The organism is Ruegeria sp. SCSIO 43209 (assembly GCF_019904295.1).
Taxonomy (GTDB): Bacteria; Pseudomonadota; Alphaproteobacteria; order Rhodobacterales; family Rhodobacteraceae; genus Ruegeria.
This window is the reverse complement of sequence record NZ_CP065359.1, coordinates 944,242-970,039: the sequence shown is the minus strand read 5'-3', so window position 1 is coordinate 970,039 and position 25,798 is coordinate 944,242. Positions and strand designations below refer to the sequence as shown.

At 56.2% G+C, this 25,798-nt stretch carries 29 protein-coding genes; 17 read left to right on the top strand and 12 right to left on the bottom strand.

Annotated features, from left to right (window positions below; translation table 11 throughout):
• Nucleotides 1-40: 40 nt before the first annotated feature.
• Complete coding sequence (locus tag I5192_RS04915; RefSeq protein ID WP_255612061.1) at nucleotides 41-550, bottom strand: hypothetical protein; 510 nt, start codon at nucleotides 548-550, stop codon at nucleotides 41-43.
• Nucleotides 551-828: 278 nt separating this feature from the next.
• Here I5192_RS04915 and rpsF point away from each other — a divergent pair, with 278 nt between their 5' ends.
• From rpsF to I5192_RS04885, 6 genes are all read left to right on the top strand, one after another.
• Nucleotides 829-1,182, top strand: a complete 354-nt coding sequence (rpsF, locus tag I5192_RS04910) for a 30S ribosomal protein S6 (RefSeq protein ID WP_068332653.1) — start codon at nucleotides 829-831, stop codon at nucleotides 1,180-1,182.
• A 27-nt stretch (nucleotides 1,183-1,209) separates the two neighbouring features.
• Nucleotides 1,210-1,437 carry a 30S ribosomal protein S18 gene (rpsR, locus tag I5192_RS04905; protein WP_005608650.1) on the top strand — a complete coding sequence of 76 codons (228 nt, stop codon included), beginning with the start codon at nucleotides 1,210-1,212 and terminating at the stop codon, nucleotides 1,435-1,437.
• A 12-nt stretch (nucleotides 1,438-1,449) separates the two neighbouring features.
• On the top strand, nucleotides 1,450-2,070 hold the full coding sequence (gene rplI / locus I5192_RS04900; RefSeq protein WP_170396450.1) for a 50S ribosomal protein L9: 621 nt from the start codon (nucleotides 1,450-1,452) through the stop codon (nucleotides 2,068-2,070).
• A gap of 153 nt (nucleotides 2,071-2,223) precedes the next feature.
• Entirely contained in the window at nucleotides 2,224-2,709 is a 486-nt protein-coding gene (locus I5192_RS04895) for a lytic transglycosylase domain-containing protein (RefSeq protein ID WP_170396448.1), read from the top strand.
• A gap of 278 nt (nucleotides 2,710-2,987) precedes the next feature.
• A complete protein-coding gene (locus I5192_RS04890) occupies nucleotides 2,988-3,689 on the top strand; it encodes an autoinducer binding domain-containing protein (protein ID WP_170396446.1) in 702 nt (233 codons plus the stop codon).
• A 119-nt stretch (nucleotides 3,690-3,808) separates the two neighbouring features.
• Nucleotides 3,809-4,663, top strand: a complete 855-nt coding sequence (locus I5192_RS04885; RefSeq protein ID WP_223117885.1) for an acyl-homoserine-lactone synthase — start codon at nucleotides 3,809-3,811, stop codon at nucleotides 4,661-4,663.
• A 94-nt stretch (nucleotides 4,664-4,757) separates the two neighbouring features.
• Here I5192_RS04885 and tig read toward each other — a convergent pair whose 3' ends face one another.
• From tig to I5192_RS04870, 3 genes are all read right to left on the bottom strand, one after another.
• Complete coding sequence (gene tig / locus I5192_RS04880) at nucleotides 4,758-6,089, bottom strand: trigger factor (protein WP_170396960.1); 1,332 nt, start codon at nucleotides 6,087-6,089, stop codon at nucleotides 4,758-4,760.
• 184 nt (nucleotides 6,090-6,273) lie between these two features.
• On the bottom strand, nucleotides 6,274-7,398 hold the full coding sequence (locus tag I5192_RS04875; protein WP_170422244.1) for a porin: 1,125 nt from the start codon (nucleotides 7,396-7,398) through the stop codon (nucleotides 6,274-6,276).
• Nucleotides 7,399-7,699: 301 nt separating this feature from the next.
• Nucleotides 7,700-9,283: an NAD(P)H-hydrate dehydratase gene (locus tag I5192_RS04870; RefSeq protein WP_223117884.1), complete on the bottom strand. Its 1,584-nt coding sequence runs from the start codon at nucleotides 9,281-9,283 to the stop codon at nucleotides 7,700-7,702.
• A gap of 169 nt (nucleotides 9,284-9,452) precedes the next feature.
• On the opposite strand from I5192_RS04870, the gene I5192_RS04865 reads away from it, so the two are divergent.
• The 5 genes from I5192_RS04865 (at nucleotide 9,453) to I5192_RS04845 (ending at nucleotide 13,975) form a co-directional block, all read left to right on the top strand.
• Nucleotides 9,453-9,791 (top strand): P-II family nitrogen regulator, encoded by a 339-nt coding sequence (locus I5192_RS04865; RefSeq protein WP_170422248.1) that lies wholly within the window; start codon nucleotides 9,453-9,455, stop codon nucleotides 9,789-9,791.
• A 33-nt stretch (nucleotides 9,792-9,824) separates the two neighbouring features.
• Nucleotides 9,825-11,231 carry a type I glutamate--ammonia ligase gene (gene glnA, locus I5192_RS04860; protein ID WP_170396436.1) on the top strand — a complete coding sequence of 469 codons (1,407 nt, stop codon included), beginning with the start codon at nucleotides 9,825-9,827 and terminating at the stop codon, nucleotides 11,229-11,231.
• 128 nt (nucleotides 11,232-11,359) lie between these two features.
• On the top strand, nucleotides 11,360-12,007 hold the full coding sequence (locus I5192_RS04855; RefSeq protein ID WP_170396434.1) for an MSMEG_1061 family FMN-dependent PPOX-type flavoprotein: 648 nt from the start codon (nucleotides 11,360-11,362) through the stop codon (nucleotides 12,005-12,007).
• Between the two features lie 67 nt (nucleotides 12,008-12,074).
• Nucleotides 12,075-12,869, top strand: a complete 795-nt coding sequence (locus I5192_RS04850) for a lytic transglycosylase domain-containing protein (protein WP_170396432.1) — start codon at nucleotides 12,075-12,077, stop codon at nucleotides 12,867-12,869.
• Between the two features lie 176 nt (nucleotides 12,870-13,045).
• Nucleotides 13,046-13,975 carry a hypothetical protein gene (locus I5192_RS04845; RefSeq protein WP_255612055.1) on the top strand — a complete coding sequence of 310 codons (930 nt, stop codon included), beginning with the start codon at nucleotides 13,046-13,048 and terminating at the stop codon, nucleotides 13,973-13,975.
• 36 nt (nucleotides 13,976-14,011) lie between these two features.
• On the opposite strand, the gene I5192_RS04840 is transcribed toward I5192_RS04845, so the two are convergent.
• Nucleotides 14,012-14,755, bottom strand: coding sequence for a DUF3445 domain-containing protein (locus I5192_RS04840; protein ID WP_223117883.1), 744 nt, complete (start codon nucleotides 14,753-14,755; stop codon nucleotides 14,012-14,014).
• Between the two features lie 124 nt (nucleotides 14,756-14,879).
• Here I5192_RS04840 and dddP point away from each other — a divergent pair, with 124 nt between their 5' ends.
• On the top strand, nucleotides 14,880-16,223 hold the full coding sequence (gene dddP / locus I5192_RS04835) for a dimethylsulfonioproprionate lyase DddP (protein WP_170626646.1): 1,344 nt from the start codon (nucleotides 14,880-14,882) through the stop codon (nucleotides 16,221-16,223).
• Nucleotides 16,224-16,233: 10 nt separating this feature from the next.
• On the opposite strand, the gene I5192_RS04830 is transcribed toward dddP, so the two are convergent.
• Nucleotides 16,234-16,428 carry a hypothetical protein gene (locus I5192_RS04830; protein ID WP_223117882.1) on the bottom strand — a complete coding sequence of 65 codons (195 nt, stop codon included), beginning with the start codon at nucleotides 16,426-16,428 and terminating at the stop codon, nucleotides 16,234-16,236.
• Between the two features lie 254 nt (nucleotides 16,429-16,682).
• Between I5192_RS04830 and I5192_RS04825 the strand changes: the two genes are divergently transcribed.
• Entirely contained in the window at nucleotides 16,683-17,897 is a 1,215-nt protein-coding gene (locus tag I5192_RS04825; RefSeq protein WP_223117881.1) for a bifunctional alpha/beta hydrolase/OsmC family protein, read from the top strand.
• A 55-nt stretch (nucleotides 17,898-17,952) separates the two neighbouring features.
• Here I5192_RS04825 and I5192_RS04820 read toward each other — a convergent pair whose 3' ends face one another.
• From I5192_RS04820 to I5192_RS04800, 5 genes are all read right to left on the bottom strand, one after another.
• Nucleotides 17,953-18,303, bottom strand: a complete 351-nt coding sequence (locus tag I5192_RS04820; protein WP_223117880.1) for a hypothetical protein — start codon at nucleotides 18,301-18,303, stop codon at nucleotides 17,953-17,955.
• A 10-nt stretch (nucleotides 18,304-18,313) separates the two neighbouring features.
• A complete protein-coding gene (locus I5192_RS04815) occupies nucleotides 18,314-18,871 on the bottom strand; it encodes a hypothetical protein (protein WP_223117879.1) in 558 nt (185 codons plus the stop codon).
• A gap of 139 nt (nucleotides 18,872-19,010) precedes the next feature.
• Nucleotides 19,011-19,598, bottom strand: a complete 588-nt coding sequence (locus I5192_RS04810) for a biotin transporter BioY (RefSeq protein WP_010442062.1) — start codon at nucleotides 19,596-19,598, stop codon at nucleotides 19,011-19,013.
• A gap of 75 nt (nucleotides 19,599-19,673) precedes the next feature.
• The gene (locus I5192_RS04805) at nucleotides 19,674-20,096 is read right to left on the bottom strand and encodes a DUF6314 family protein (RefSeq protein ID WP_170396414.1); all 423 of its coding nucleotides are present in this window, start codon (nucleotides 20,094-20,096) and stop codon (nucleotides 19,674-19,676) included.
• Nucleotides 20,093-20,425: a hypothetical protein gene (locus I5192_RS04800; RefSeq protein WP_223117878.1), complete on the bottom strand. Its 333-nt coding sequence runs from the start codon at nucleotides 20,423-20,425 to the stop codon at nucleotides 20,093-20,095. The genes I5192_RS04805 and I5192_RS04800 overlap by 4 nt, the downstream gene beginning before the upstream one ends.
• Nucleotides 20,426-20,513: 88 nt before the next feature.
• Here I5192_RS04800 and purB point away from each other — a divergent pair, with 88 nt between their 5' ends.
• The 4 genes from purB to I5192_RS04780 all read left to right on the top strand — a co-directional run bounded on the left by purB (nucleotide 20,514) and on the right by I5192_RS04780 (nucleotide 24,911).
• The gene (purB, locus tag I5192_RS04795) at nucleotides 20,514-21,818 is read left to right on the top strand and encodes an adenylosuccinate lyase (RefSeq protein ID WP_170396410.1); all 1,305 of its coding nucleotides are present in this window, start codon (nucleotides 20,514-20,516) and stop codon (nucleotides 21,816-21,818) included.
• Nucleotides 21,819-22,198: 380 nt separating this feature from the next.
• Nucleotides 22,199-22,741: a hypothetical protein gene (locus I5192_RS04790; RefSeq protein ID WP_170403198.1), complete on the top strand. Its 543-nt coding sequence runs from the start codon at nucleotides 22,199-22,201 to the stop codon at nucleotides 22,739-22,741.
• A gap of 84 nt (nucleotides 22,742-22,825) precedes the next feature.
• Nucleotides 22,826-23,902: a flagellar motor switch protein FliG gene (locus tag I5192_RS04785; protein ID WP_170612650.1), complete on the top strand. Its 1,077-nt coding sequence runs from the start codon at nucleotides 22,826-22,828 to the stop codon at nucleotides 23,900-23,902.
• A gap of 85 nt (nucleotides 23,903-23,987) precedes the next feature.
• On the top strand, nucleotides 23,988-24,911 hold the full coding sequence (locus I5192_RS04780; protein ID WP_170396406.1) for a lysophospholipid acyltransferase family protein: 924 nt from the start codon (nucleotides 23,988-23,990) through the stop codon (nucleotides 24,909-24,911).
• Here I5192_RS04780 and I5192_RS04775 read toward each other — a convergent pair whose 3' ends face one another.
• Nucleotides 24,912-25,613 (bottom strand): thioredoxin family protein, encoded by a 702-nt coding sequence (locus I5192_RS04775; protein WP_170663707.1) that lies wholly within the window; start codon nucleotides 25,611-25,613, stop codon nucleotides 24,912-24,914. It lies immediately after the preceding gene.
• Between the last annotated feature and the right edge of the window lie 185 nt (nucleotides 25,614-25,798).

The following is a 25,798-nucleotide window of genomic DNA, read 5'->3' as shown; positions in this document are numbered from 1 at the left end:
TTGATTCACAACTTCTGTTCCTTTTTGAACAGAATAAAAATCAGGCGAAAATTGTTACGTTTTGGCTGAGTTGACCTTTGAGCGCTGAGCCAACATCCGCCGATTCCAGTGGCAGCTTCATCAGCAGGCTTCCGTCTACATCGTACAGTTCGACCTGGTCGTCAGCGAAACGCGCGCCACCCAGCGAGTCGTAGCTGCGGCGCAATACCGTTTGCGGCCGACCGTTTTCGTTTTTCTGAAGAATGCGAACCTCGCGGCGGATTGGGTCAAAATAGGCGTCTGGGCGCGCATCCATCACCTCGATGGTCAGCAGGCTGACGCCAACAATCAAGAACATCAGCGAAGCGACTAACTTGATAGGCCAAACCTCGGCCCCCATAACCGAACCCGGCATCAACCACATCGAAAAGGCCGACACAATCAGAAAGACACCAACGGCACGCAGAAGAAACATCCGAGCCCGCCAATTCGGCGCAAACGTAATCAGCACGGGGACGGATTTATCAAATACCGCGGCAGGTGCCGATTGTTCAAAAGTGTTTGTGTTCATGACGGCCATTGTCTTGCCCTGTCTATGTTTTCCAATCTACCGGGTTCTCCCGGCTTCATGAACAACCTCGGGGCGAAAAGCGTCAGGAATTGGGCGCACCAGTGGAAATAGGGCGACTTCACAAAGGCATATGTGGCAGGGCTTGCCCCGCCCGCTCAAACGTGTATACGGGGCCATCCTTCGCAGGAGTTATGAATCGCGCAGCCTCTCGTGGCAGGGTCGCGAAGGACCATATGGCCCCGCCTTTGAAATGCGCCTTGATATAAACAGGAGTGCACATGCCACTGTATGAGCATGTAATGATCGCGCGTCAGGATTTGTCCAACGCGCAGGCAGAAAGCCTTGTCGAACATTTCGGCACCGTTCTGGCTGACAACGGCGGCAACGTCGTCGAAAGCGAGTACTGGGGCGTCAAGACGATGGCTTACAAGATCAACAAGAACCGCAAAGGCCACTATGCCTTCCTGAAAACCGATGCCCCTTCGGGTGCGGTTCAGGAAATGGAACGCCTGATGCGCCTGCATGATGACGTGATGCGAGTTCTGACCATCAAGGTCGACGAGCATGCCGAGGGCCCTTCGGTCCAGATGCAGAAGCGCGATGAGCGCGAAGGCCGCCGCGAGCGCCGCTGATCAACGCCTGACGAAAGGACATAAACCATGGCCGCAAAACCATTTTTCCGCCGCCGCAAGGTCTGCCCGTTCTCGGGTGAGAACGCGCCGAAAATCGACTATAAAGACACCCGTCTGCTGCAGCGCTACATCTCTGAGCGTGGCAAGATCGTACCTTCGCGCATCACCGCCGTTTCGGCGAAAAAGCAGCGTGAACTGGCCCGTGCTATCAAGCGCGCCCGCTTCCTCGCCCTGCTGCCCTACGCCGTGAAGTAAGGAGAGACTGACATGCAAGTTATCCTTCTGGAACGCGTTGCGAAACTGGGTCAGATGGGCGACGTCGTTGACGTCAAGCCCGGCTACGCCCGCAACTTCCTGCTGCCCCAAGGCAAAGCGCTGAGCGCATCGAACGCCAACATCGCGTCGTTCGAAGCCCAGAAAGCCCAGCTTGAGGCACGCAACCTGGAAACCAAGAAAGAAGCTGAAGCGCTGGCTGAAAAGCTGGACGGTCAGCAGTTCATCGTGATTCGTTCGGCATCGGATGCCGGCGCACTGTACGGTTCGGTCACCCCGCGTGATGCCGCAGACGCCGCAACCGAAGCTGGCTTCACCGTCGACAAGAAACAGATTGCCCTGATCGCTCCGATTAAGGAACTGGGTCTGCACTCGGTCGCAGTCAACCTGCACCCCGAGGTAGAAGTCGAGATCAAGATGAACGTCGCACGTTCGGAAGAAGAAGCCGAACTGCAGGCATCGGGCAAATCGATCCAGGAACTGGCTGCTGAAGAAGAAGCCGCTGCCGAATTCGAGATCGCCGAGCTGTTCGACGACATAGGCTCTGCCGCTTCGGAAGACGAAGATCTGGTTGCCGAAGAAGCTCCGGTCGAAGAAGACGAAGCAAAAGCCTGATCTGACTGCATATCCAATATCAAAGGGCCGCGCTTTTACGCGGCCCTTTTTCTTTTTGTTACATCGCAAGCAAAATTCAGCCCGATTGTTCGCCTGGCCTTGCAGACCGGCGAGGGTTTCATATCATCGCCATTCGCAATCAGGAGTATTTTGATGACCCCCCTCCTTCGTCGCCGCGTCTTAACCTTGTTGCTTATGGCACCGCTTGCAGCTTGTGGCAGTCCTGGCAGCTCGGGTTCCGGCGATACCTTCGATCCCCCCCTCTACCCCAATGAAACACCCGAGCTTCGCGCCTCGATCAATAAATGGGCTGACCACTACGAGCTCCCGCGGGAGTTGGTGCACAAGCTGGCGATCCGTGAAAGCACACATCGGCCGTGGGCGGTGAACCGCCCCTATTATGGGCTTCTGCAAATCCTCCCGGCCACTGCGCGATCAATGGGTTATACTGGAAATGCCAAAGGCCTGCTGGACGCCGATACCAATCTGGAGTTTGCCGGAAAATACCTGCGAGGCGCCTGGCTTTTGTCTGATGGAGATCAGCAGCGTGCCATCTTTCTTTATGCCAAAGGATATTGGCCCGAAGCAAAGGCCAGGGGCATGCTCGTCGAGACGGGTCTGGTTTCTGCCACAGAATAGGCATGTTTAATTCGCATTTCGATTGTAATGCACATACATAACCTTCGAAATGCCACGGCGAATCCCATGACCTACTGCACAACTCTGACGTTAAATCTTTTAAAGGTGCGTAATTGTGTGCCCGAAAGGCACATTTACCTATAAAAGGCAGACATTTCCCACATCTTCTTGTCTTGACAAGCGAAATGTGGTGTCCTGCTTGACGTCAGGGAAGACAGTATCATTTTCCTGGCCAAGGGGATCCGCCCGCTCACTCGGGTCTAACTGGTCGTTACCGTATGGATATTGTTGATCTCAGCACTCTTCCCGAACAGGATACTCGGTATGACGAGTTCCTGCGTCAGGTCTGTGACAAATATGAAATGGACCACGCAGCCTATGCGGGTATGAATCCTGCTGCAGGTACGATTCACGGCCATGTGACTTATGGGGACGACTGGAAAACCCACTATCAAGAGCAAGGCCTGCACCTGATCGATCCGACGCTGCACATGAGCCAGCGCAGTATCGCTCCGGTCGACTGGAGCCGTCTGGAACGCGGTAAAGATTTCCAGCGCGTTTTTCGCGATGCACATGATTTTGGCATTCCAGATCAAGGCATTACGATTCCGGTTCGCGGGCCGTACGGAGATATCGGCTTGCTTAGCGCAGTGCGCGAGTGCAGCCGGGATGAGTGGAAGAAACTGGTGCCCAACGTGATAAGTGACCTGCAATCATTGGCCGTACACATCCATGACAATGTCATGACATCGGATACGATCAGCCGGATGCTGTACCACCCGACCCTCTCCAGCCGAGAATTGGAGATTTTGCAATGGGCCGCAGCGGGTAAATCGCAACAAGATATCGGCGATATACTGTCGATTTCGCACCGCACGGTTGAGGTGCACTTGCGCTCTTCTCGCGAAAAGCTTAATGCACTGACGACTCCGCAGGCTGTCGGTCGGGCCATCGGAATCGGCTTAATCTACCCAGGATAAAGCCAAATTTTGCCGAAATTGGGCTAAAAAAAGCCAATATTACGGGAAACCCCCAATAGATTCGCTGTGGAAACCGGGTAACGTCTTATCCACAGACAGATCACTCGAAGGGGGTTAACATGATTTTGGTAGTTGATGGGCTGAACAGACATCTGTTCACCGAAGTTCTTGACGATATGTTCGAACTGCGCGCTCGGGTTTTTGGCGGGCGACTTGGATGGGACGTCCACATCGAAGACGGCAAAGAAATCGATCAGTTCGATCATCTGGATCCTGCATACGTAATTGGTCTCGACGATGAGGGGAACGTCGTAGCCGCAGTACGTGCACTCCAGACAACCGGCCCGCACATGCTTTCAGATGTGTTCTCGGATATCTTATGCGGCGAAGCGCCAATGCGCAGCGCGACCATGTGGGAATCCACCCGCTTCTGCGTCGACACGCAGCGACTGACCCGAGGGAAAGAGAAGAACTCGGTTTCTTACGCGACCTGTGAGCTGATGATCGGATCTCTGGAATACTGCCGCAGCGCGGGTATCCAGGACATCATCACCGTGATTGACCCGGTTATGAACCGCGTTCTCAAACGCTCGAACTGTGCGCCTTACGACTATGTGGGCGAAACCGTTCCGATGGGCAAGGTACCGGCCATGGCGGCGTTGCTGGATTGCACAGAAGAGAGGATTTCGGGTCTTCGCGAATTCGCAGACATTCACCACGATGTCTTTATCGAAGAAGAAAAGGCGTTGGAGTTCTTCGAGGCCCAAAAGGCCTCCAAACTCAGCCCGGCAAATCGTGACCACAAGCCGCTCACCGATCTTGAGAAGTACTTTGTCGAACAGATGAGTGCGGCCAAGACGGAAGAAGAAAGGCAGGCAGTGCTGAAACTGATCGAAGCGCTGTCCGACACATTCACTCCAGAGCAGAAGACCGCTCTGTTACAGACCCCCCGTGCTTTTGCTCATGAGGCCTGACCCCCTCACCTCATAGTACAAAGCCACCCATGCGGAGCCGTCTAATTCGAGACGGCTCCGCTTTTTTTGACCTCTAAAGGGGGAAGGAAGAGGATTATTCCTCTTCCAGTGCCTCAACGGCTTTTTGCAGATCGTCCTTGCTGACTTCTTTGTCGGCAACCTGAGCCAGTTCGAAGACGTAGTCGACAACCTTGTCTTCAAAGATAGGCGCACGCAGCTGCTGCTGCATTTGGGCGTTCTGCTGCACAAATTCAAAGAACTGGCGCTCCTGGCCCGGGTACTGACGCGCCTGGTTCATGATCGCTTGTGTCATTTCCGAGTCGGTCACTTCAACCTCGGCCTTCTGGCCCAGTTCGGCAAGCAGCAGGCCCAGACGCACGCGGCGTTCGGCAAGCTTGTTATGCTCGTCGGTTGGTTCGATCGGATCGTGATCGTGACCTTCAACGTCAGGATTTTCCTCGTGCCACAGCTGATGCGCGATCTGCTTGGCTTCTGCTTCTACCAGTGACGGCGGCAGGTCGAACGAGACTTTCTCGTCCAGCACGTCCAACAAAGCGCGCTTCATTACTGCACGGGACGCACCAGCATATTCGGCTTCCAGACGCTCGGCGATCTGTGCCTTCAACCCAGCCAGATCTTCGGCACCAAATTTCTTGGCCAACTCGTCGTCGACCTCAGCCGCGACCGGCTCTTTCACCTCTTTGATGGTACAGGTGAAAACGGCGTCTTTGCCGGCCAGATGCTCAGCACCGTATTCTTCGGGGAAGGTGACGTTGACGTCTTTTTCTTCCTCGGCCTTCACACCGACCAACTGCTCTTCGAAGCCGGGGATGAAGCTGTTCGAGCCCAGAACCAGCGGGTAATCTTCAGCCGAACCGCCTTCGAACTCTTCGCCGTCAACTTTACCAACAAAGTCGAACACGATCTGGTCACCGTCCTTGGCTTTCGAACCCTTACGACGCGCTTTGAAGTTCTGCGCGGTCTCGGCCAGGTTGTTCAGCGCTTCTTCCACGGCTGCGTCGTCCGCTTTGACAACCAGCTTCTCCAGTTCAACCGATTTCAGGTCAACTTCTGGAATCTCGGGCAGCGCTTCGTAGGACATCGCAACTTCTACGTCGTCGCCTTCTTTCCAGTCCTCGTTGGTCATCTTGACCTCGGGCTGCAAAGCAGGACGTTCGCCGCTGTCCTCAAAGTGCTTGTTCATCGCACCGTCGATGGTTTCTTGCATCGCTTCGCCAAGCAGGCGCTGGCCGAACTGCTTTTTCAGCAGAGCCATCGGCACCTTGCCTTTGCGGAAACCCTTCATTTCAACCTCGGGCTGCGCTTCGGTCAGTTTCTCGTTGACCTTGTCGTCCAGCTCGGCTGCGGTCACAACGATGTTGTAGCCGCGCTTCAGACCTTCGTTCAGCGTCTCGGTAACCTGCATTTTGGTAGTCCCCATAGGATTCGGGGCGCGCAAAACGGGCGCGCCGGGCAAATTTGACGCCTTCTATTTGCACAGCCGCCTGCGTGCAAGAGGCAAAGGCCCTTTCAGGCTGGTTTTACCCCTATTACAGACGAAAAAACGCCCCGGCACAGGCCGGAGCGTTCGATCATCGAAAGCTGAGAAATCAGAACCTCCAGCGGGCCCCCAGCACCCACGCCTCGTTGTTGTCGAACGAAGCGCCATCTTCGAAATCGTGATTGCGGTATTTGAGATATGCATCTGTATTGATGCTGTCGATACGCTGAACAACAGCGATGCCCCAAGCATCAGTGCTGGAGCCGTCATTTACGAAGTCCGAGCCCGAGTAATAGTCGATCCCGATACCGGTTTTACCCCAGGATACCCACTGATCCTCGTAGGCAATCTTGCCGTAGAAGTAGTTCGGGTCAGACGCACCATCCGCGTCATTGTCCCGCGTCCCGGCGGCTACGGTGAAGCTCAGGCCGTTTTGCAGCATAACCGAGGCCGACCCGATCGTATCCTTGCGGTCCCCCGATCCATCGTCAGCCGAGCGCACCGAGTATGCAACCGCCGCTGCAAATTCAACCCCGCCGCCGAAGGTGTTGTTATAGCGAAGGCCAATATCGTAATAGTCATCGTCATCGCTGCTGGACAGAATGTTCTGACCATAGGCGATGCCGGCCTTAAAACCGCTGAACTCCGGCGTGTCATACCGAACGCGGCCACGGCGCGCACCGTCAAAGTTGCTGCTGGAATCGCCAACGGTGATGTCGCTCAGCAAACCGTCAGTACCGCGATAGAAGAACCCGCCATTTTCATCGTTGGTAAAGGAATACAGCGCAGTTCCAACGTAAGACAGATCCACTTCGGCAGCGCCATCGGCCACCATGCTGCCCTGACCGGCCGAGAATTTACCCCAGTCACCGGCAAGTGCGAAATCCACGTGACGGATATCTTCACGGGTCCAGCCGCTGAAATCTGTGCCCAGCTGGTTCCACTCGCTCGAGCTCGGCAGACCAAGCCCGGTTTCAAAACGGAAGGTGAAATCGTTGTTGCCGAAGGGCTGCAACAGTTCCAAACCGACGCGGCTGTTTGACAGGTCATTGTCCAGAACGCGCGTTTCGGTCTCTTCACCGTCGTCAACCGAGATTAAGGCCGGGTGCAACTGACCATAAAGCAGGACATAACCGCCCGTGTTGTTTTCGTATTTCAGTTCGGCGGCGGCGGGGATTGCCGTTGTTGCGACAAGCGCCGCGGCTATCGAAGTCAGCTTAAAATTCACTGTCATGTCATTCACCATAGATGGGTCAGTTTTTTTAGATATTGCCGATATGCGCACCTGGATTAACGGTTCCAATGATTGCTAAAGCTTATTAGCCCGGCATTGCATTTCTGCCACAGGCGGAAGCGGGGACCTTCAGGGAAAGCGTTTTATAATCAATATTTTGACCTAGTTCGAAAGCAGCACCCAGCTAACCTGCAAGACAATTCTTGCGCTGCGTGTTGCAGCTTGCAAACACCCGTTATGCGCACAGGTAAATCATAAGGCGAAACATTGCCGCTTTGACCCGCGATCGGCCAATATTTGCCTATGACCCATTGATTTCAAGCCGTGCGAATACCGCTGGCAATTGTTCCGGCAGATCTTCAGCAATCAACCCCGGCCCAAATTGCCTGGCGCATTCCACATGTAACCAAGCTGCGGTCTTGGCTGCAGCCATCGGGTTGAAGCTCCGCGCCAGTAGTCCCGTTATGAACCCGGCAAGCACATCGCCCGACCCTGCTGTCGCCAGCCAGGGTGCCGCCCGGTCAAACAGCGCCGCATTGATCGCACATTGCCCATCCGGTGCAGCAATCACCGTGTCAGGGCCCTTGTATAGTACCACACAGCCAGCCTGCTTGGCCGCCTCACGCACGGCATCCACTTTGGAATAAGCCGGCCCTCTGCCCGGCTTGACCGAGAGCTTTTCGGTGATCTCCGGGAACAATCGCGCAAACTCGCCCCCGTGCGGTGTCAGAACACATCTGTCATGGAGCATGTCCAACAGCACCTCTGGCGCATCAGCAAACGCCGTCAAAGCATCCGCGTCCAGCAACGCGGGACGCCCCGAGGCCAGCGCCGCAGGAACCAGCTCCTGCGCACGCGCCAGCCCCAATCCAGGACCGAGGCATAGTGCGTTCAACCGCGCATCCATCAGGACTTCCAACAGATCATCACCGCTCTGGACCCGCTGCAGCATCAGCGCAGTGATATGGCTGGCAACCTCCATCTGAGCCGAGGGTGGAACACCCAGCGTCACCAATCCGGCCCCGATGCGTAATGCACCACGTGCCGCCAGCCTTGCTGCGCCGGTTGCCCCCGCACCTCCACTAATAATCAAGGCATGCCCATGCGCATATTTGTGTAAGGCAGTTGCCTTCGAAAAATCAGCATCCGGGGTGGTCACCAGTTTGACCGCACCCTGAACTCCCTCCTCCAAACCAATGTCCTTGACGACCAATCGGCCACTTCTGACCGGCCCCAGCCCCAGATAATGCCCCAGCTTTGCAGTATGAAACGATACCGTGAGCCTGGCCTGAACCGTCGCGGTCCCCGGGGCCAGCTCACGCCCACTATCGGAACACAGGCCAGACGGCATATCAACGGATACTGTCTTTTCGGCGATGGCTGGATCCGAGGCAGTCATTTCTGCCCATTTTAGAACATCACCCTCAAGCGGTCGCTGTAAGCCCGTCCCGAATAACGCATCGACATAAAGGTCAGCCCCTTGATGCGCGGCAAACACTTCGGAAAATGGGTGAACCTCCCCCAATTCGCCCCATCTGTCATGATTCACACGCGCATCTGGTGGCAGCTTCGTCGGATCACCAAGAAGAAATGCCGCCACCTCCCAGCCGCGCTCCCGCAGCAAGCGTGCAACAACAAATCCATCCCCCCCGTTATTTCCTGGCCCGCAAAGAATTACCGCACGCGGCGGATCCTCTTCATCTGGCCCCAAATACCTCGGGGGTGCGGGGGCTGGCCCCCGCTGCAGCTCTGGCCATTCTTCAAATACGGCTTGAAGAACACCGCGCCCCGCCCGCTCCATCAGCTCCAGTCCGCTCACGTCACCGGACTCAATCGCGGACTTTTCGATCGTCCGCATCTGTGCCGCTGTCAGCAACTCTGCCATATTGCGCCCTCACGCGATTCAATTCTGATTACATTTTGTGCACATCGATCAAAATTTAACCCGTTGCACGATTTCGCAGCACCACAAGGCGACCATATTCGCAGTTCCATTGCCGCCTGACCTTAGACGTGATCATTGCCATCGAGACAACCATACAAGGTGAGCCGGAATGAAAAAGATCGAAGCGATCATCAAGCCGTTCAAACTGGACGAAGTGAAAGAGGCGCTGCAGGACGTGGGAGTCCAGGGCCTCAGCGTGGTCGAGGTGAAAGGCTTTGGTCGCCAGAAAGGTCACACCGAACTTTATCGCGGCGCAGAATATGTTGTCGACTTTCTACCCAAGGTAAAGGTCGAGGTCGTCCTGGATGATGATCAGGTTGACGCTGCGATCGAAGCCATCGTTGGCGCCGCAAAGACCGACAAGATCGGGGACGGAAAAATCTTTGTCTCACCTATCGAACAAGCCATTCGTATCCGCACCGGCGAAACCGGTTCGGAAGCCCTGTAACACAGCAATCTTCAAATCAGAGGAACAAATAGTATGAGCAAGGACGCAGTTCTTCAGCTGATCCGTGATGAAGACGCCGAATACGTCGACATCCGCTTTACCGACCCGCGCGGCAAACTTCAGCACGTCACCATCATGTCCGATCAGGTCGATGAGGACTTCCTGGAAGAGGGCTTTATGTTCGACGGTTCGTCCATCGCGGGCTGGAAGTCGATTGAAGCTTCCGACATGAAACTGATGCCCGACACCGATAGCGCCTATGTCGATCCGTTCTATGCGGAAAAGACCATCTGCCTGCACTGCTCGGTTGTGGAGCCTGACACTGGTGAAGCCTATGAACGTGACCCGCGAGGCACCGCTCAGAAAGCCGAAGCGTACCTGAAGGCTTCCGGTATTGGTGATGTGGCCTACATGGGTCCGGAGGCCGAATTTTTCCTCTTTGATGACGTTCGTTTCTCTAACAGTATCAACAAGGTATCCTACGAAGTTGATGCGACTGATGCATCGTGGAACACCGACACCGAATACGAGATGGGCAACATGGGCCATCGTCCGGGCGTCAAAGGTGGTTACTTCCCCGTAAACCCCGTTGACGAAGCGCAGGACCTGCGCTCGGAAATGCTGTCGACCATGAAGCGTCTGGGCATGAAGGTCGACAAGCACCACCACGAGGTTGCATCGTGTCAGCACGAACTGGGCCTGATCTTCGACAGCCTGACCAAGCAGGCCGACGAGCTTCAGAAATACAAGTACGTGATCCACAACGTTGCACATGCCTATGGCAAATCGGCGACCTTTATGCCGAAGCCAATCGCAGGTGACAACGGCACCGGCATGCACGTGAACATGTCGATCTGGAAAGACGGCAAGCCGCTGTTCGCCGGCGACAAATACGCCGACCTGTCTGATGAGGCGCTGTACTTCATCGGCGGCATCCTGAAGCACGCCAAAACGCTGAACGCCTTCACCAACCCGGCGACCAACAGCTACAAGCGTCTGATCCCAGGTTTCGAAGCCCCCGTCTTGCGCGCCTATTCGGCCCGCAACCGTTCAGGCTGCGTGCGTATTCCGTGGACCGAAAGCCCGAAAGCCAAGCGCGTCGAGGCCCGCTTCCCCGATCCGGCCGCAAACCCCTATCTGGCGTTCGCAGCGCTGCTGATGGCCGGTCTGGACGGCATCAAGAACAAGATCGATCCGGGCGAAGCCATGGACAAGAACCTGTACGATCTTCCTGCCGAAGAACTGGCCGACATCCCGACCGTCTGCGGCAGCCTGCGCGAAGCTCTGGAAGCGCTGGCATCTGATCACGACTTCCTGCTGCAAGGCGACGTGTTCACCAAAGACCAGATCGACGGCTACATCGCGCTGAAGATGGAAGAAGTAGAAACCTACGAGCACACACCTCACCCGGTTGAGTACGGCATGTACTACAGCTGCTGATTAAGAATTTTCGACAAAAATTCTCAGGGGGCGCCCATCGGGCGCCCCTTTTTCTGTATCTCCGCGAGATTTGACGGATCGATGATGATCTTTCAAAATTTGAGCTCAACATCAGGCGGAGAGAGCACATGCCCGCAAGCGACAAACTCTTTTCTGAGTATTCAGGACTTGTAACCTCGGAAAAAGATCTGGAACGCATTTGCGGGCAACCCTTGCCGCAGATCATTGCAAAGGAATTGCCTGCACTTGATGAGATGTGTCGAGACTTCATCGGCATGTCCTCGTTCTGCCTGATCGCTTCGGCCAATCCCGATGGGCATCTCGATATTTCGCCTCGTGGCGATCCTGCGGGGTTTGTGCAGGTGCTCTCGAACTCGATGATTGCGATCCCGGACCGGCCTGGGAACAAGCGCGTGGATACGTTTCATAATGTGCTGAAAGATCAGCGCGTCAGCGTGATATTCTTTGTCCCCGGAAAATTGGAAACTCTGCGCCTGCGGGGATCCGCGAGAATTAGCGCAGATCCCGAACTTCTTTCAAACATGGCCGTCGGTGGACGCGTGCCCAAGCTGGCCCTGTTAATCCATGTCGAAACCGTCTTTGCGCACTGTCCCAAATGCATCATTCGATCAAACCTGTGGCACCCCGATGAATGGCCGGACTCATCCAGTCTGCCAAATATGAACGCGATGATGGTCAAACATGCCAAGATCGACAAAACCCCGGATGAATGGTTCGAATCCCTGAAAGGCACAGACGAGCTTGATCTCTATTAAACCACTTTGCGGTAGGTCGAACTCGGCTTAGGCTGAGCGTAGTTTTTTCAGCACTCGGATTTCCTCTATGCCTCGTCTTCGCCTTTACGCTGCACTCGCGTTCCTTCTGCCCTCGGTGGCACTGTCCGCCCCTTGTGGGAATACCAGCAGCGGGTTCGAGGCCTGGAAAGCCGACTTTGCCAAAACCGCCAAACGAGCGGGTGTGAAAAAGAAGGGTCTGCAGGCGCTCGCACAAACGCAATATGCAACACGTACGATTGCCGCGGATCGCAATCAGAAGAGCTTTAAATACTCATTGGACAAATTCATGCAGGTGCGCGGGGCAAACACCATCGTTGCGCAAGGGCGCAAGCGCAAAGCTCGCAATCCGCAGTTTTACGCCGCGCTCGAGCGTCAATATGGCGTACCGGCGGGTGTGCTAATTGCCATTCACGGCATGGAAACCGGCTTTGGAGGTTTCATGGGCGATAGTCAGGTTGTTTCCGCAATCACGACATTAGCCTATGATTGTCGCCGGTCCGAATTCTTCATCCCGCACGCTATCGGCGCCTTAAAACTGGTTGACCAAGGTACCCTTACGATGGCGACAAAAGGGGCAAAACATGGCGAGCTGGGGCATACACAGTTTCTGCCCGGCAATGCCCTGACCTATGGTGTGGACGCCACGGGCGATGGTCGGGTCGATTTTTATAACATGACCGACGCGCTCGCCTCGACCGCGAATTTTCTACGTAAGAAAGGGTGGAAGCCCGGTCGCGGCTATCAACCCGGAGAGCCGAATTTTGCGGTCATACAGCAATGGAATGCGGCCTCGGTCTACCAGCAATCCATTGCAATCATGGCGGCGCGAATCGACAACTAGGGCAGTCATAGGCTTGACGTCAGAACACCTGAATTCGGCCACATTGTTGCCACATAGATTTAAGGAAACCCCGATTTTCTTGGTTTCCAAAGCGTAATCAATCTTGGAATATTTCGACTTTTTTCCATTTTGGTCAAAATTTGCGCCATTTCGCCTGTTAATTTGTTGTGAAGATTATGACAGCAAAGGAACATGCTGTGACTGCAAAGCATAGTTACCACGGTGGCCTCCAGTTTGACGGGTCGGCAGATGGCGCGCTTGAGCGTCTGTGCGAGGTCGTCTCAACGACGCTGGGTGACTATGGCCATCTGGTCGAGCGCAAGACGCTTCTTAGCGCATCGGAGGCCAGTATCGTCAGCAGCCAATATCTCGTGCGTCTGACATTGGACTCGGAACCAACCCAAGTAGATCACAATCACCATGAGCGGATGGATCGAACCGCTGGTCTCAAAACTATGCCGCGTGCTGCGGTTACGCTGCCGGGAAACCGGCTGACGATCTCGATTTGTCCGGTGTCAAAACTGCTCGATGACAGTGAAATATCCGAGTTGATGCTTGTGGTGATCCTGTACCGAATGGTCGACATCTGCACGACCCGTCGTGTCGAATGGTTGTCGCCCAAAACGGTTCTGACCATCGAACAATTCATGAGTGCCTTTGATTCAATTGCGCCGCGCAACGCCCGGAACCGAAAGCAGATATTCGAAGCAGTCAGCGGCCCATTTGCGGGGCTTGATCTGCCCGATCCTGATGCGGAAGATACACAGACCAAACACGCCAAGCCGCGTCCGATCAAGCTAAGTGACGACCAACTGCTCAGTATCGCCTTCCGGACCGAGGCTGATGCTCCCCTGCCCGCCGGCAACATTCACCAGTCCGAGGACGAAACGGAACGCCCAAGCGATATTCTGCGACTGACCAGCTGGGGCATGACTGGTGCTGTGGCAAGCATATCGACACCGATTGCCATATCCCTGGCAGCAGTCAATCTGATCCGGGGTGAGGATTTCCGCCTCAACACTCAGGTTCTGGCTTTTACCACAGCGATTTTTGGCCTGAACGCTACGAATGCTTTTGCCGAGGTCGCCAGCGCGATTGGCATGTAATCAAATTACCCAAGACCCTCCTTGGAGGCCCCGCCGTCAGGTGGGGTTTTCCATTTTAAGGACCTGATCAGCGGCCATTACATAAGTGTGGATCGCGAACACCACTGCGTTTGTCTCAGGTAAACGCAAGAGAGTCTGACGTTCACTACGCAGATATCGGGCCGAATTTTCGTCCCGCGGTGTGCGTCGCTGCATGAGACTGCGCGGTTGGAACAATTCGGCGTCATTGTACCAAAGCGCATTGAACCGCCAGAGTGGCCGGTTGGGTTGAATGCCGTCAAACAAACGTTGAACTCTGCGGGCAATATTGGCGTCGTAGGCGTCAACCGGCTCATGGATCCCAATCAACGGGCGCATGAACTTTTCCGACAGCATCCAGCTTGCGGGAAAGCACAGGATCGCGCCAGTCAAAACATGCTCGTCATCGTGTTTCTGCAGAATGCAGAAATCCTCTTGCACCAAATGGCATAGCGTTTCCAACGGGCGTTCCCGGTCAACCTCAACCCGCACACCGTCGGGCCGCACAACGTGATCGGAGACATTCGGATAAACTTGCTGAATGACCAGTTCCAGCAACTCCTGCGCGGGTGCCAACGCCTCGGGGCTTTGCGCCAAGACGTCCAGTTTTTGCTGCGCCAACAGCGCGGCGCGTCGTTGCATCTGGGCAGAAAACGCATCGTCGCGATGCAACCAGGCCCTGGGGTCCGCAGGCTTAATGCCAGGCAGCGGGTTTTGGGCGAGTGGATCATAGGGAATGGCTTGCTGTAATATCACGGTCATAGTCGAGGCATAGCACCCTGCTCTGACGCTGTCGGTCAAAAAGCGACCAGAAGACGGTCGCAAACCTAGAAGACGCAGCGCATCTGGATTTGCAGGTTGGGCAGGCAAGCAGAAAGGTCCAACCGTGAACACACCATATCGTGACACCCGTAAGATTGACCCGACCCGGGGCGCCACCCTCGGGGACGGGACACCGAACGACAATGACAGGATCGAGATCGGACCGACACAGCTTGCCTTCGACGAATGGGCCGCTGCCGGGCTTAGCCTGCCCAAACTAGAACAGATGCGTAAATACCGCTGGAAACGCCTCACTCAGGCCATCGTGCAGCGCGATTGGGGCGGGATCCTGCTGTTTGACCCCCTGAATATCCGCTATGCGACTGACAGCACCAACATGCAGCTCTGGAATACCCATAACCCGTTCCGGGCCGTTCTGGTTTGCGCTGACGGGTATATGGTGATCTGGGACTACAAGAACTCTCCGTTCTTGTCGAAATTCAACCCGCTGGTGCGCGAGCAGCGCTCGGGCGCCGATCTGTTCTATTTCGACCGGGGCGACAAGATTGACGTTGCCGCAGATGTGTTCTCAAACGAGGTGCGCGCCCTGATCGAAGAACACGGCGGCGGCAACATGCGGCTGGGTGTCGACAAGATCATGCTGCACGGCCTGCGCGCGCTTGAGGCTCAGGGGTTCGAGGTGATGGAGGGCGAAGAGCTTACCGAGAAAACCCGTGCCATCAAAGGCCCAGACGAAATCCTCGCCATGCGCTGCGCCAGCCACGCCTGCGAGACCGCAGTGGCCGAAATGGAGCGCTTCGCACGTGTCAATGTCGGAGACGGGAAGACATCCGAGGATGACATTTGGGCAGTGCTACATGCTGAAAACATCCGGCGCGGTGGTGAATGGATCGAGACCCGCTTGCTTGCCTCGGGCCAGCGCACCAATCCCTGGTTTCAGGAATGCGGCCCGCGCATCACGAGGCAAAATGAAATCATCGCGTTCGATACCGACCTGATCGGGTCTTACGGCATTTGCGTCGACATCTCACGAACCTGGTGGATCGGCGATCAAAAACCGCGCCCCGACATGATCTATGCCATGCAGCACGCGCATGAGCATATCATGACCAATATGGAAATGCTGAAGCCCGGCGTCATGATCCCGGAACTAACTGCGAATGCCCATCGGCTGGATGACAAGTTTCAGGCACAGAAATACGGCTGCCTGATGCATGGAGTTGGATTGTGCGATGAATGGCCCTTGGTAGCCTATCCCGACAAGGCGGTCGAGGGATCCTATGATTATCCACTTGAACCCGGAATGGTGTTGTGCGTCGAAGCGGCAGTTGGCGAGGTTGGCGGCGATTTCTCGATCAAGCTGGAAGATCAGGTTCTGATCACTGAAGACGGCTATGAAAACCTAACGAAGTATCCGTTCGACGCACAGTTGATGGGGTCTGGCTAAGCGCTATGGCCTAGTTCGACCAGTGGGACCGTCTGACATTACCGTGCCAATCCTCAGGCGCGATGAGAGTTGGCGTGTCCTCAGACGTATTGGTCAGCGGCCAGCTTTGTCCCAGTGCAAAACCAATTGCACCAGTCACGAGAATTGCCAACAGAACTCCGGCGTGGAGTGTCGGGCTTAGCGGTGCAGATGTTGTATGTGCCATTTTGACCTCTGCTTTGGATAAGAAGGATGATTGCAAGTTGGGGTCCAAGTAAAAATAAGTAAAATGAATGTTTATCCGAATTATCATCACATTTTTTGATATTCAAAAACCAACCCCAACAATGCATTGATGCGACGCGCCAAGGGCTATGTGGTCTCTCCCCCTCACCTTCCCGTTACGCCACTGACACAAGGGTTGAGAGAACCGCACACAGCACACAGTATTGTCGAAACCCGGACCACCAAGGATTCATCATGCCCACCGAACGCATTACTTTCGCCGGTCACGACGGCAGCCAATTGGCCGCGCGCCTTGATCTGCCGGACGGGCCGGTACTGGCAACGGCTTTGTTTGCGCATTGCTTTACCTGCTCTAAGGACATACCTGCCGCACGGCGCATTTCGGCGCGTTTGGCGGCGATGGGCATCGCCGTGCTCAGGTTTGATTTTACAGGCCTTGGCCACTCGGATGGAGAGTTTGCGAATACGACATTCACCTCAAATGTCGAAGATCTGATCGCTGCAGCGCACTACCTGTCCGGCCGCAACATGGCCCCCGCCCTGCTGATTGGCCATTCACTTGGTGGCGCTGCGGTACTGCGCGCACGCGCTGGCATACCGTCGGTCAAGGCGGTCGTCACATTGGGTGCGCCTGCTGACCCGGGCCACGTATCACACCATTTCGAGGCCGCCCTGCCCGAGATTCAGGCGCAAGGCAGCGCAGAGGTTTCGCTTGGCGGTCGCCCGTTCCGCGTAGGCAAGGCTTTTGTCGATGACATCTCCGAGGCCGCGCTTAGCCCTGCCATCGCCGAACTCAAGGCGGCCCTGCTCATCCTGCACGCGCCGCGCGACGAAACCGTAAGCATCGACAACGCCAGCACCATCTTTCTGGCCGCGAAACATCCCAAAAGTTTTGTCACGCTCGACGATGCCGACCATCTGATCACGCGTGCGGCAGATGCAGACTATGCGGCGGATGTCATTGCGGCTTGGGTTTCTCGATACGTCAAACTTTGCCCTCCCGCACCGCCACCCGGCGCCCCGGAGGGGGTGGTACGTGTGACCGAGGCAGACCCGGCAGGGTTCCTGCAAGACATCCAGTCCGGCCCGCGCCACCATGCGGTCGCTGACGAGCCCGCTTCGTACGGAGGAACGGACCGAGGCATGTCCCCTTATGGATTTGTGTCCTCGGGATTGGGCGCCTGTACCTCGATGACCATTCGCATGTATGCGCGGCGCAAGAAATGGCCGCTGACAGGTATCACCGTCGATGTCTGCCACGACAAGGTACACGCGCAGGACGCCGGACTGGCCAGCGATGGCAAGGTCGATCAGTTCCGCCGCAAGATACGGCTACAAGGGCCGCTGGATGCCGCGCAACGTGCTAAGCTATTGGAGATCGCAGATAAATGTCCCGTGCACCGAACCCTTGAAGGCTCGGCCCATATCACGACTGAGCTGCTGGACTGAAAACCACCTTTGTCAGCTTATGATAATGATTGAAGGGGGCTTTTGCCCCCTTTTTCTAACGGCGCCTCGGTGAGGGTCGGTGAATTGGTGGCCGTGCCGTCGGAGGACGCGCCACCGGGGGATGCGGACGCGACGGCGGTTTGGCGATCGGTGGCTTTGGCCGCGGTGGAGGGGTCGGACGAACCGGTCGATCGGGGCGGTCGGGCCGGTCTGGGCGGTTTATGTCAACATCTACATTCACGTTACGGTCGTGGTAGTAATCATTCCACAGCATCGAGTCGTAGAACGGGTCATACCCAACGCCATACCCTACCCCGACGGACACGCCATCGCAGGCGGACAATGTAAACGTTGCAGTACTCAACCCCAGCGCCAGAACAGACCGTTTTAACAGTTTGCGAGTCATCCGAGCCTCCTTACTGCAAAGACCGGAACGACGCGAAAACGGCGTTCAAGGCATCAACATAAGACGGGTCGGCCCCGTCACGCAGGATCGCAACCCCTATCGCAACACGGTCACGCGGCAGGTCAATCACGGTGGCGGTAAAGTTTACGCCTCGCCCATCCCGATTGCCGGTGCCTCGAATAACGTGGGCTGGCCGCCCACCAATCCTTGTATTGCTGGTGCTGGTCACGGTCGGGTCTTTGACGAGGAATTTGTCGATATCCTCAAGATAGCTCAGCCCGCCCTGAATGCTGGAAACCCGTGATGGTGAGACGAAGCCCATCCAGACATTATCGTCGGTCACCGGTCTGATCCCCATGACGCGCGAAACCGCACGGGCATCGCCCAGATTGGTATCCTCGATTTCACGCGGGCCACCGGTACGCAATGTCCAGAAGTCGGGAACCTCAAAGCGGAACAGGGCGCGCCCTTCATCGGTGTAGGTCACCGGTGTGTCAGCTTGCACAGGCGTTACAGCCAACCAAGTCACGGCACTTGCAGCAAGCGCCAAGCTTAACAAAATACGCATATCTCAATAACCTGATCAGTTTTCTGATGTCAGGTTGCCCATGCAGTTTGACTTTGTCCAGTATCCTGTTCTGCAGACAATAAAAAACCCGCGTCCGGAAAGCTCCGAACGCGGGTGTGTCTTGCGCAAGAGCGCGCTATCAGGTGCGTGCGTCGCCCAGCAGCTTCCACAGGCCAGGGATCAGCAGAGCGGCCAGCGCCAGCTTGATTGCGTCACCCAGCAGGAACGGTGTCAGACCCCATTCCAGGATCGGCTTGTCCCAGCCATACAGCTGACCCAGCCACAGCAGGCCCGGCACATAGATCAGGACATTGGCCAGCACCAGCGCCAGCGCCAGCTTGCCGACCGAACGATCCCAGCCGCGCGCGGCCAGTGCGCCCAGCAGAATGGTCGCCATCAGGTAACCGACCAGATAGCCACCGGTGCCACCCATCATGTAGGTCAGGCCGAATTTTTCGGCCGAGGAACCCGCAAACACGTCAAAGCCCAGAGCACCAACCAGCAGGTAACCCAGCATCGTGATCAGGCCAAGGCGCGCGCCATAGGCGGTGCCGATGGTCAGAACGGCGAATGTGCCCATGGTGATCGGAACCGGCCACATCGGCACTTTGATTTTGGCTGCAACGGCCAGAGCAACGATACCCAGGGCAACCAGAGCCACCTGCTTGACGCGCAGCGCCGTCCCCTCACGCGGGCCAAAAGCATTGGCCAGTACGTTTGCGTTCATCTCATTTCTCCACATTCGGACTTATTTGCACATGCAGCAATGCCCGTTCCGGGCCGTTGCTGCAAGATGATTACGCTATCGCAGCGCGTATTTGGTCTCCATTTCATAGGATTTTCGCGGTCCTGATACATTCCAGCGGACTGTCCAGCGCGGCCATCCTGAGAAATCATAGTCTGCATCATAGCTGTCCGGCGGGCAATCGTGATGATCCTTGACGCGGGTTTGGCCAAGTTTGAGTGCGTGAAAAAACCGATCATCATCAAAATGGATAGCGATCCGATCACCGGCGTCGCGCCAAAGGTATCGACGCGTTCCCGTCATTGCAGGCTGCCCCGGAACACGCAGCGTGACCGTCTCATCATAGACCAACCCTTGGGTATCTTGCCGTAGCTCTGCCTTACCCTCGGCCTGAATGATCTGGCCTGCACGCTCGTCCCGGATGAGGCGGCTCAGGTCCCAAACCCCCTGGAAATCATAAATATTTCTGGGCAGGCTCACTTCAAATAGATTCCGTCAGTTGTATTGCCTAAATCATCCACAAACCGGATGGTTTCACCGCTTTGCTCAACATCATAACAAGCCCAGAAATCCGAAGGCGGCCAGACCGAGCAATAGCGATCATCACGAACGGCCCATCGTCCCGAACTTGGGCGGCCTGAAAAGTACTGCGTTTGCATATTGCTATCGAAGGTCTGGGTGATCCCCTCGCCATAGTCGAGCTTTTTGCCAGCAAGCGCCATCAGAATCTCATCACCCGTCAGTTGCTGAAACTCGTCGGCGGCCACAAATCCGGGCCAAAGCAATAAAATCAGGGCAAACCGTCTCATCCCAGCACTCGCGCCTTGTTCCTTGGTCAATGCGCGGCTAAACCCCGCGCCAACGCCTCATCCCAATCATAAAAAGGTGCTGCCGCCAATGATTCCCCGCTATTCACGCCCCGACATGGTCGCCATCTGGTCACCCGAGAGCAAGTTCCGCATTTGGTACGAGATCGAGGCGCACGCCTGCGACGCCATGGCCGATCTAGGCGTGATCCCGCGTGAAAACGCCGAGGCCGTGTGGAAAGCCAAGGATGTGGAGTTTGATGTCGCCCGTATCGACGAGATCGAAGCCGTCACCAAACACGACGTCATCGCCTTCCTGACCCATCTGGCCGAACATGTTGGTAGCGAGGAAGCTCGTTTCGTGCATCAGGGCATGACCTCCTCGGACGTGCTGGACACTTGCTTCAATGTGCAACTGACCCGCGCCGCCGACCTGCTGATTGCAGACCTCGAAGGTCTGTTGGCTGCCCTGAAACGCCGCGCGATCGAGCATAAAGACACCGTTCGCATCGGTCGCAGCCACGGTATCCATGCCGAACCCACCACGATGGGCCTGACCTTTGCCCGCTTCTATGCCGAGATGGACCGCAACTTGTCCCGGATGCGCGATGCCCGCGCGGAAATCGCCACCGGAGCGATCAGCGGCGCGGTCGGGACGTTTGCGAATATCGACCCGCAGGTTGAAGAGCATGTCTGCGACAAGCTGGGTCTGGTGCCTGAACCGATCAGCACGCAGGTCATTCCCCGCGACCGTCACGCCGCATTCTTCGCCACACTGGGTGTTATCGCCAGCAGCATCGAAAACATCGCTATCGAAATCCGCCACATGCAGCGTACCGAAGTACTGGAGGGGGCCGAGTTCTTCTCGATGGGTCAGAAAGGCTCATCCGCGATGCCGCACAAGAAGAACCCGGTGCTGACCGAGAACCTGACCGGTCTTGCGCGCATGGTGCGTGCGGCCGTGATCCCGGCGATGGAGAACGTGGCGCTGTGGCACGAGCGCGATATCTCGCATTCCTCGGTCGAACGCATGATCGGGCCGGATGCCACTATCACGCTGGACTTTGCACTCGCGCGATTGACCGGTGTAATCGACAAGATGCTGATCTTCCCCGAGAACATGATCGAGAACATGAACAAGTTCCCCGGTCTTGTCATGAGCCAACGAGTGCTGTTGGCGTTGACCCAAGCAGGTGTAAGCCGCGAGGATGCCTATGCCATGGTTCAGCGCAACGCGCTGAAAGTCTGGGAGCATCGCACCGACTTCAAAGAGGAACTGTTGGCCGACGCCGATGTCACCGCCGCGCTGAGCCCGAAAGAAATCGAAGAGAAATTCGATCTCGGCTACCATACCAAACATGTAGATACGATTTTCGCCCGCGTATTCGGCGAATAATTCAAACTCAAACAGTGCTAAAAACTTGGCCCGGTTTGCTCAATGCAGCCGGGCCTTGTGTCTTTGCCAGATTGGCAAAAATCGGTTAATCTGTTGGCACAGTTTCCGCGAAAGGAAAACTCGATGCTACGAACTGCTCTATGCGCAATTGCTCTTATCTGTGCGGGCACCGCCGGATTTGCCTGTAACGGTAACACCAAGCAAACCCAGTCCTGTGCTGAAGGCACAATTTGGGACAGCGAAAGCCAAAGCTGCATGAAAATCGTCAATAGCTGACATTTTTATTTCCTGCTTGTGAATAAAAGCGATCAGTCAATCGTTAGCTTTTCTGAAGATCAAGCTATGATTGTAACAAGTCTCTTTGACAACGGAGTAGGAAAATGCGTCTTGTACTAGCCTCGGCCATCGCTCTTCAGGCCTTTACCTTCGCGCCCATGGCCATCGCTGCGGGTGGTGGGGACAGCAGCCCGCCCAAGCCCACAAACACCACCAAGAAATGCCTGTTTGGCCGCGTTTATGACGAGGCAGCCGGGCGCTGCGTCAAACCCAACAAGACAAATTTCACCGAAGACCAACTGTATGATGCCGTGCGCGAGTTGGCTTACGACGGGCAGTACGAAAATGCTCAGGGCATTCTGCGTATCATGGATCAAGATGATGATCGGGTGCAGACCTATTGGGGATTCACCTATCGCAAGATGGGTGAGCTGAAACTGGCTGACGCATTTTACCAGAAAGCAATTGAATCCAACCCCGACAACATCCTCGCCCGCAGCTACATGGGTCAGGGATTTGTTACCCAGGGCAAGACCGAGTTGGCCATCGCACAATGGCGCGAGATCAAGGCGCGTGGTGGCGAAGGCACATGGGCTGAGACATCGCTGCGCGAAGCGATCAGAACAGGGCTGACATATAGCTACTGAGTTTCAGGGTTTCTTTACCCGACTCTCTATATTCTGCCTGCAACGCGAATGAGGCATTGCAGGCAGATGCAGGACACGAAACTAATGGTGCAGATGACGCCGGGCACGCAAACCCCGGTCGTTGAACAAGACAATGATGCGCCACGTGTTGTGCCGCGCGCCCTCAGCAACCGAGAGAAAGCCGCGGTTGTGGTTCGGCTGCTGCTGAACGAGGGGGCGGATATCCCGTTGGAAGAGCTTCCCGATTCACTGCAGGAACAACTTACCCACCAACTTGGACAGATGGGGTTGGTTGACCGGGTAACGTTGGCCGCCGTCGCACAGGAATTTGCCGATGCGCTGGATGGCGTAGGGCTTGCATTTCCCCATGGGCTAGCCGGTGCTCTGGACGCGGTGAACGGCAAGATCGCCCCAGCCACCGCCGCCCGGCTGCGCAAGGTAGCTGGCGTGAGGCAGATCGGTGACCCATGGCAGCGTTTGCGCGAAGTACCCTCAGAAGATCTGGCCGAAATGGCCAAAGCTGAAAGCACAGAAGTCGCCGCCGTTATGCTGTCGAAACTCGAAACCGCCAAGGCTGCCCAGTTGTTGGGCCACCTGCCCGGCCCCACAGCGCGACGGATAACTTATGCAGTCTCGAAAACGGCCAACGTGACGCCCGAGGCGGTTGAGCGGATCGGATGGTCCTTGGCCGCTCAGCTGGATCAACGCCCCGAGCCCGCCTTTCGGGATGGGCCGGGTGAGCGTGTGGGCGCGATCCTCAACCAGTCGGCCGCGGCAACGCGTGATGGTTTGCTGACCGCGCTGGACGAAGAAGACGCCGATTTTGCGGATACCGTCCGGCAATCGATCTTTATCTTTTCGCACGTGCCCTCGCGCATCCAACCCCGCGATGTTCCAGCGATTCTGCGCGTCGTGGATCAACCCGTTCTCATCACGGCGTTGGCCGGAGCCAATAGCGACGAAGACCTTGCCACGGTCGAGTTCTTCCTAGCCAACATGTCCTCTCGCATGGCGGACAACTTACGGGAAGAAATGGCCGAACGTGGCAAGGTCAAACAATCCGACAGTGAAGAAGCGATGTCGCAGATCGTTGCAGCCATCCGCGCGCTTTTGGACGAGGGCGCGATCGCACTGGTCGAGGCGGAGGAGAATGCAGAATAGTCCGGCAAGGCGCGACCACTTGTGATCGCACGATGGGGCCTGTATGTCTCGTCGCGCAGTTCACAACGCTCAGGTGTCTCTCCCCATGCCCGTCGAAAAGTCGGAACTAAGCCGATTTGAGCTTGGAAAATACTACGTCGCCAACCTGTTTCTGACCGGCGTAATCCGCGGCATGCGCCTGCTGCCATATGAGCGCCGCATCGGAGCGATGGGCGCGATTGTGCGCTGGCTTGCCCCCATTGTCGGCTTTCGAACCCGCGTGCGCCGCAACCTGAAACTCACCTGCCCAGACCTGCCCGAGGCCGAGGTCAAACGCATCTGCCGCGCCGTGCCTGACAATGCCGGGCGCGCGATCATGGAGCATTTTTCAGCCGACGGTTTCATCGAGCGACAAAGCAAGGCCAAAGTATCGGGCTCGGGTGTCGAAGCATTTGATGCCGCCGTGGCGGAAGGGCGTCCAGTGATGATGATCACTGCGCATTTCGGGCACTATCTGGCCGCGCGGGTCGCGCTGCAGGCGCGTAGCGGTAAACCCATCGGCAGCCTCTATCGCCGCATGGCAAATCCATATTTCAACGACATGTATGTCGAGGCATTCTATCAGACCGGGTCGCCCATGTTCGAACAGGGCCGCCGAGGTATGGTCGAAATGGTCCGTTCACTGAAAAGCGGAGGCATCATTGCCATTGTATCCGACCTGCATGCGCATGGTGGTGAGGAGCTGACCTTTTTCGGCAAACCCGCCGTCACCTCGGTGCTGAACGCGGAACTTGCGATCAAATACAAGGCTGTGCTGATCCCCTGCTATGCAGTGCGCCAACCCAACGGGATCGATTTTGAGATCGTCCTACACGACCCGGTCCCGCATACTGATGCCAAAACCATGACCCAGTTCACCAATGACGACCTGGAAGCGATGGTGCGTCAGCACATGGGACAATGGTTCTGGATTCATCGGCGCTGGAAGTCCTGGAGGGGACTGGGGGTCCAGCCAAAGGATATGCCCTGATCACTTAACCCGCGCTGCGGCCACGATCGGACCATGGCCACTGCGCTGGATCAGAACAACGGCAGGCAATTCCGATGACAATGTTGCGGTGAAACTCTGCGGTGTTTGGCCATCCCAGCGACCGGCAATCTGCCAATTCTCGACCACGTTTGCATAATCCAGATCATGTCCGGCCAATTCGCCACGCCGGATCGAGGTGCGACGCATCGGCGAATACTGCACAATCCGAACATCATAGGTTTCGTCGTCTGGTAACTCGATCGGAACGACATTCATGGATACTTCGTTCGCGGTACGCGTGGCACTGACCTCGGCCTCCGGCGGCGCAGTCAGGTGTGCATCGACTAGCCGGTTCAGTTCAATTGACTTGGCCCCAACCACATCCTGCTGCCCATTCACAACCATCTGCGGCGTGTAGATCATCGTCCGCCCGCCTTCACGTGCATAGGCGCGCTGACGATCGGTATGGTCGGGATTGGCGTATTCATCTTTCCAGCCAATGTAGTCCCAATAATCCACATGCAACGCCAGACCGATTACATCATCCCGCTTGGCCAATTCATGCATGATCCGGTCTGCTGGCGGGCAGGACGAGCACCCCTGCGAGGTGAACAGTTCGACCACCACCGGGTCATCCTGCGCCTGAGCCGGGGCAGCAAGAAAGAGTGAAACAAACGCGGTCGCAGCGACTGATCTGAGCATGTTTTCTCTCGATAGAGGATGATTGCCTGAAAGGTTTAAGTCGGAACCGAATAAACTGCCAATCAAGGTTTCTTGAGACCTCAGACGCAAGCTTTCGACAAAATGTGTGCAATGGTATACAAAAAACCACCCAAACTGCCCGTTGCACCTTGAAACAACTGGTGTGGTAATGCAGATAACCCTTA

What these genes read in the sequence shown, in the direction of transcription:
- I5192_RS04915 (WP_255612061.1), bottom strand. Translation starts at nt 550, where the DNA reads ATGAACACAAACACTTTTGAACAATCGGCACCTGCCGCGGTATTTGAT.
- rpsF (WP_068332653.1), top strand. Translation starts at nt 829, where the DNA reads ATGCCACTGTATGAGCATGTAATGATCGCGCGTCAGGATTTGTCCAAC.
- rpsR (WP_005608650.1), top strand. Translation starts at nt 1,210, where the DNA reads ATGGCCGCAAAACCATTTTTCCGCCGCCGCAAGGTCTGCCCGTTCTCG.
- rplI (WP_170396450.1), top strand. Translation starts at nt 1,450, where the DNA reads ATGCAAGTTATCCTTCTGGAACGCGTTGCGAAACTGGGTCAGATGGGC.
- I5192_RS04895 (WP_170396448.1), top strand. Translation starts at nt 2,224, where the DNA reads ATGACCCCCCTCCTTCGTCGCCGCGTCTTAACCTTGTTGCTTATGGCA.
- I5192_RS04890 (WP_170396446.1), top strand. Translation starts at nt 2,988, where the DNA reads ATGGATATTGTTGATCTCAGCACTCTTCCCGAACAGGATACTCGGTAT.
- I5192_RS04885 (WP_223117885.1), top strand. Translation starts at nt 3,809, where the DNA reads ATGATTTTGGTAGTTGATGGGCTGAACAGACATCTGTTCACCGAAGTT.
- tig (WP_170396960.1), bottom strand. Translation starts at nt 6,089, where the DNA reads ATGCAGGTTACCGAGACGCTGAACGAAGGTCTGAAGCGCGGCTACAAC.
- I5192_RS04875 (WP_170422244.1), bottom strand. Translation starts at nt 7,398, where the DNA reads ATGACAGTGAATTTTAAGCTGACTTCGATAGCCGCGGCGCTTGTCGCA.
- I5192_RS04870 (WP_223117884.1), bottom strand. Translation starts at nt 9,283, where the DNA reads ATGGCAGAGTTGCTGACAGCGGCACAGATGCGGACGATCGAAAAGTCC.
- I5192_RS04865 (WP_170422248.1), top strand. Translation starts at nt 9,453, where the DNA reads ATGAAAAAGATCGAAGCGATCATCAAGCCGTTCAAACTGGACGAAGTG.
- glnA (WP_170396436.1), top strand. Translation starts at nt 9,825, where the DNA reads ATGAGCAAGGACGCAGTTCTTCAGCTGATCCGTGATGAAGACGCCGAA.
- I5192_RS04855 (WP_170396434.1), top strand. Translation starts at nt 11,360, where the DNA reads ATGCCCGCAAGCGACAAACTCTTTTCTGAGTATTCAGGACTTGTAACC.
- I5192_RS04850 (WP_170396432.1), top strand. Translation starts at nt 12,075, where the DNA reads ATGCCTCGTCTTCGCCTTTACGCTGCACTCGCGTTCCTTCTGCCCTCG.
- I5192_RS04845 (WP_255612055.1), top strand. Translation starts at nt 13,046, where the DNA reads ATGACAGCAAAGGAACATGCTGTGACTGCAAAGCATAGTTACCACGGT.
- I5192_RS04840 (WP_223117883.1), bottom strand. Translation starts at nt 14,755, where the DNA reads ATGACCGTGATATTACAGCAAGCCATTCCCTATGATCCACTCGCCCAA.
- I5192_RS04830 (WP_223117882.1), bottom strand. Translation starts at nt 16,428, where the DNA reads ATGGCACATACAACATCTGCACCGCTAAGCCCGACACTCCACGCCGGA.
- I5192_RS04825 (WP_223117881.1), top strand. Translation starts at nt 16,683, where the DNA reads ATGCCCACCGAACGCATTACTTTCGCCGGTCACGACGGCAGCCAATTG.
- I5192_RS04820 (WP_223117880.1), bottom strand. Translation starts at nt 18,303, where the DNA reads ATGACTCGCAAACTGTTAAAACGGTCTGTTCTGGCGCTGGGGTTGAGT.
- I5192_RS04815 (WP_223117879.1), bottom strand. Translation starts at nt 18,871, where the DNA reads ATGCGTATTTTGTTAAGCTTGGCGCTTGCTGCAAGTGCCGTGACTTGG.
- I5192_RS04810 (WP_010442062.1), bottom strand. Translation starts at nt 19,598, where the DNA reads ATGAACGCAAACGTACTGGCCAATGCTTTTGGCCCGCGTGAGGGGACG.
- I5192_RS04800 (WP_223117878.1), bottom strand. Translation starts at nt 20,425, where the DNA reads ATGAGACGGTTTGCCCTGATTTTATTGCTTTGGCCCGGATTTGTGGCC.
- purB (WP_170396410.1), top strand. Translation starts at nt 20,514, where the DNA reads ATGATTCCCCGCTATTCACGCCCCGACATGGTCGCCATCTGGTCACCC.
- I5192_RS04790 (WP_170403198.1), top strand. Translation starts at nt 22,199, where the DNA reads ATGCGTCTTGTACTAGCCTCGGCCATCGCTCTTCAGGCCTTTACCTTC.
- I5192_RS04785 (WP_170612650.1), top strand. Translation starts at nt 22,826, where the DNA reads ATGGTGCAGATGACGCCGGGCACGCAAACCCCGGTCGTTGAACAAGAC.
- I5192_RS04780 (WP_170396406.1), top strand. Translation starts at nt 23,988, where the DNA reads ATGCCCGTCGAAAAGTCGGAACTAAGCCGATTTGAGCTTGGAAAATAC.
- I5192_RS04775 (WP_170663707.1), bottom strand. Translation starts at nt 25,613, where the DNA reads ATGCTCAGATCAGTCGCTGCGACCGCGTTTGTTTCACTCTTTCTTGCT.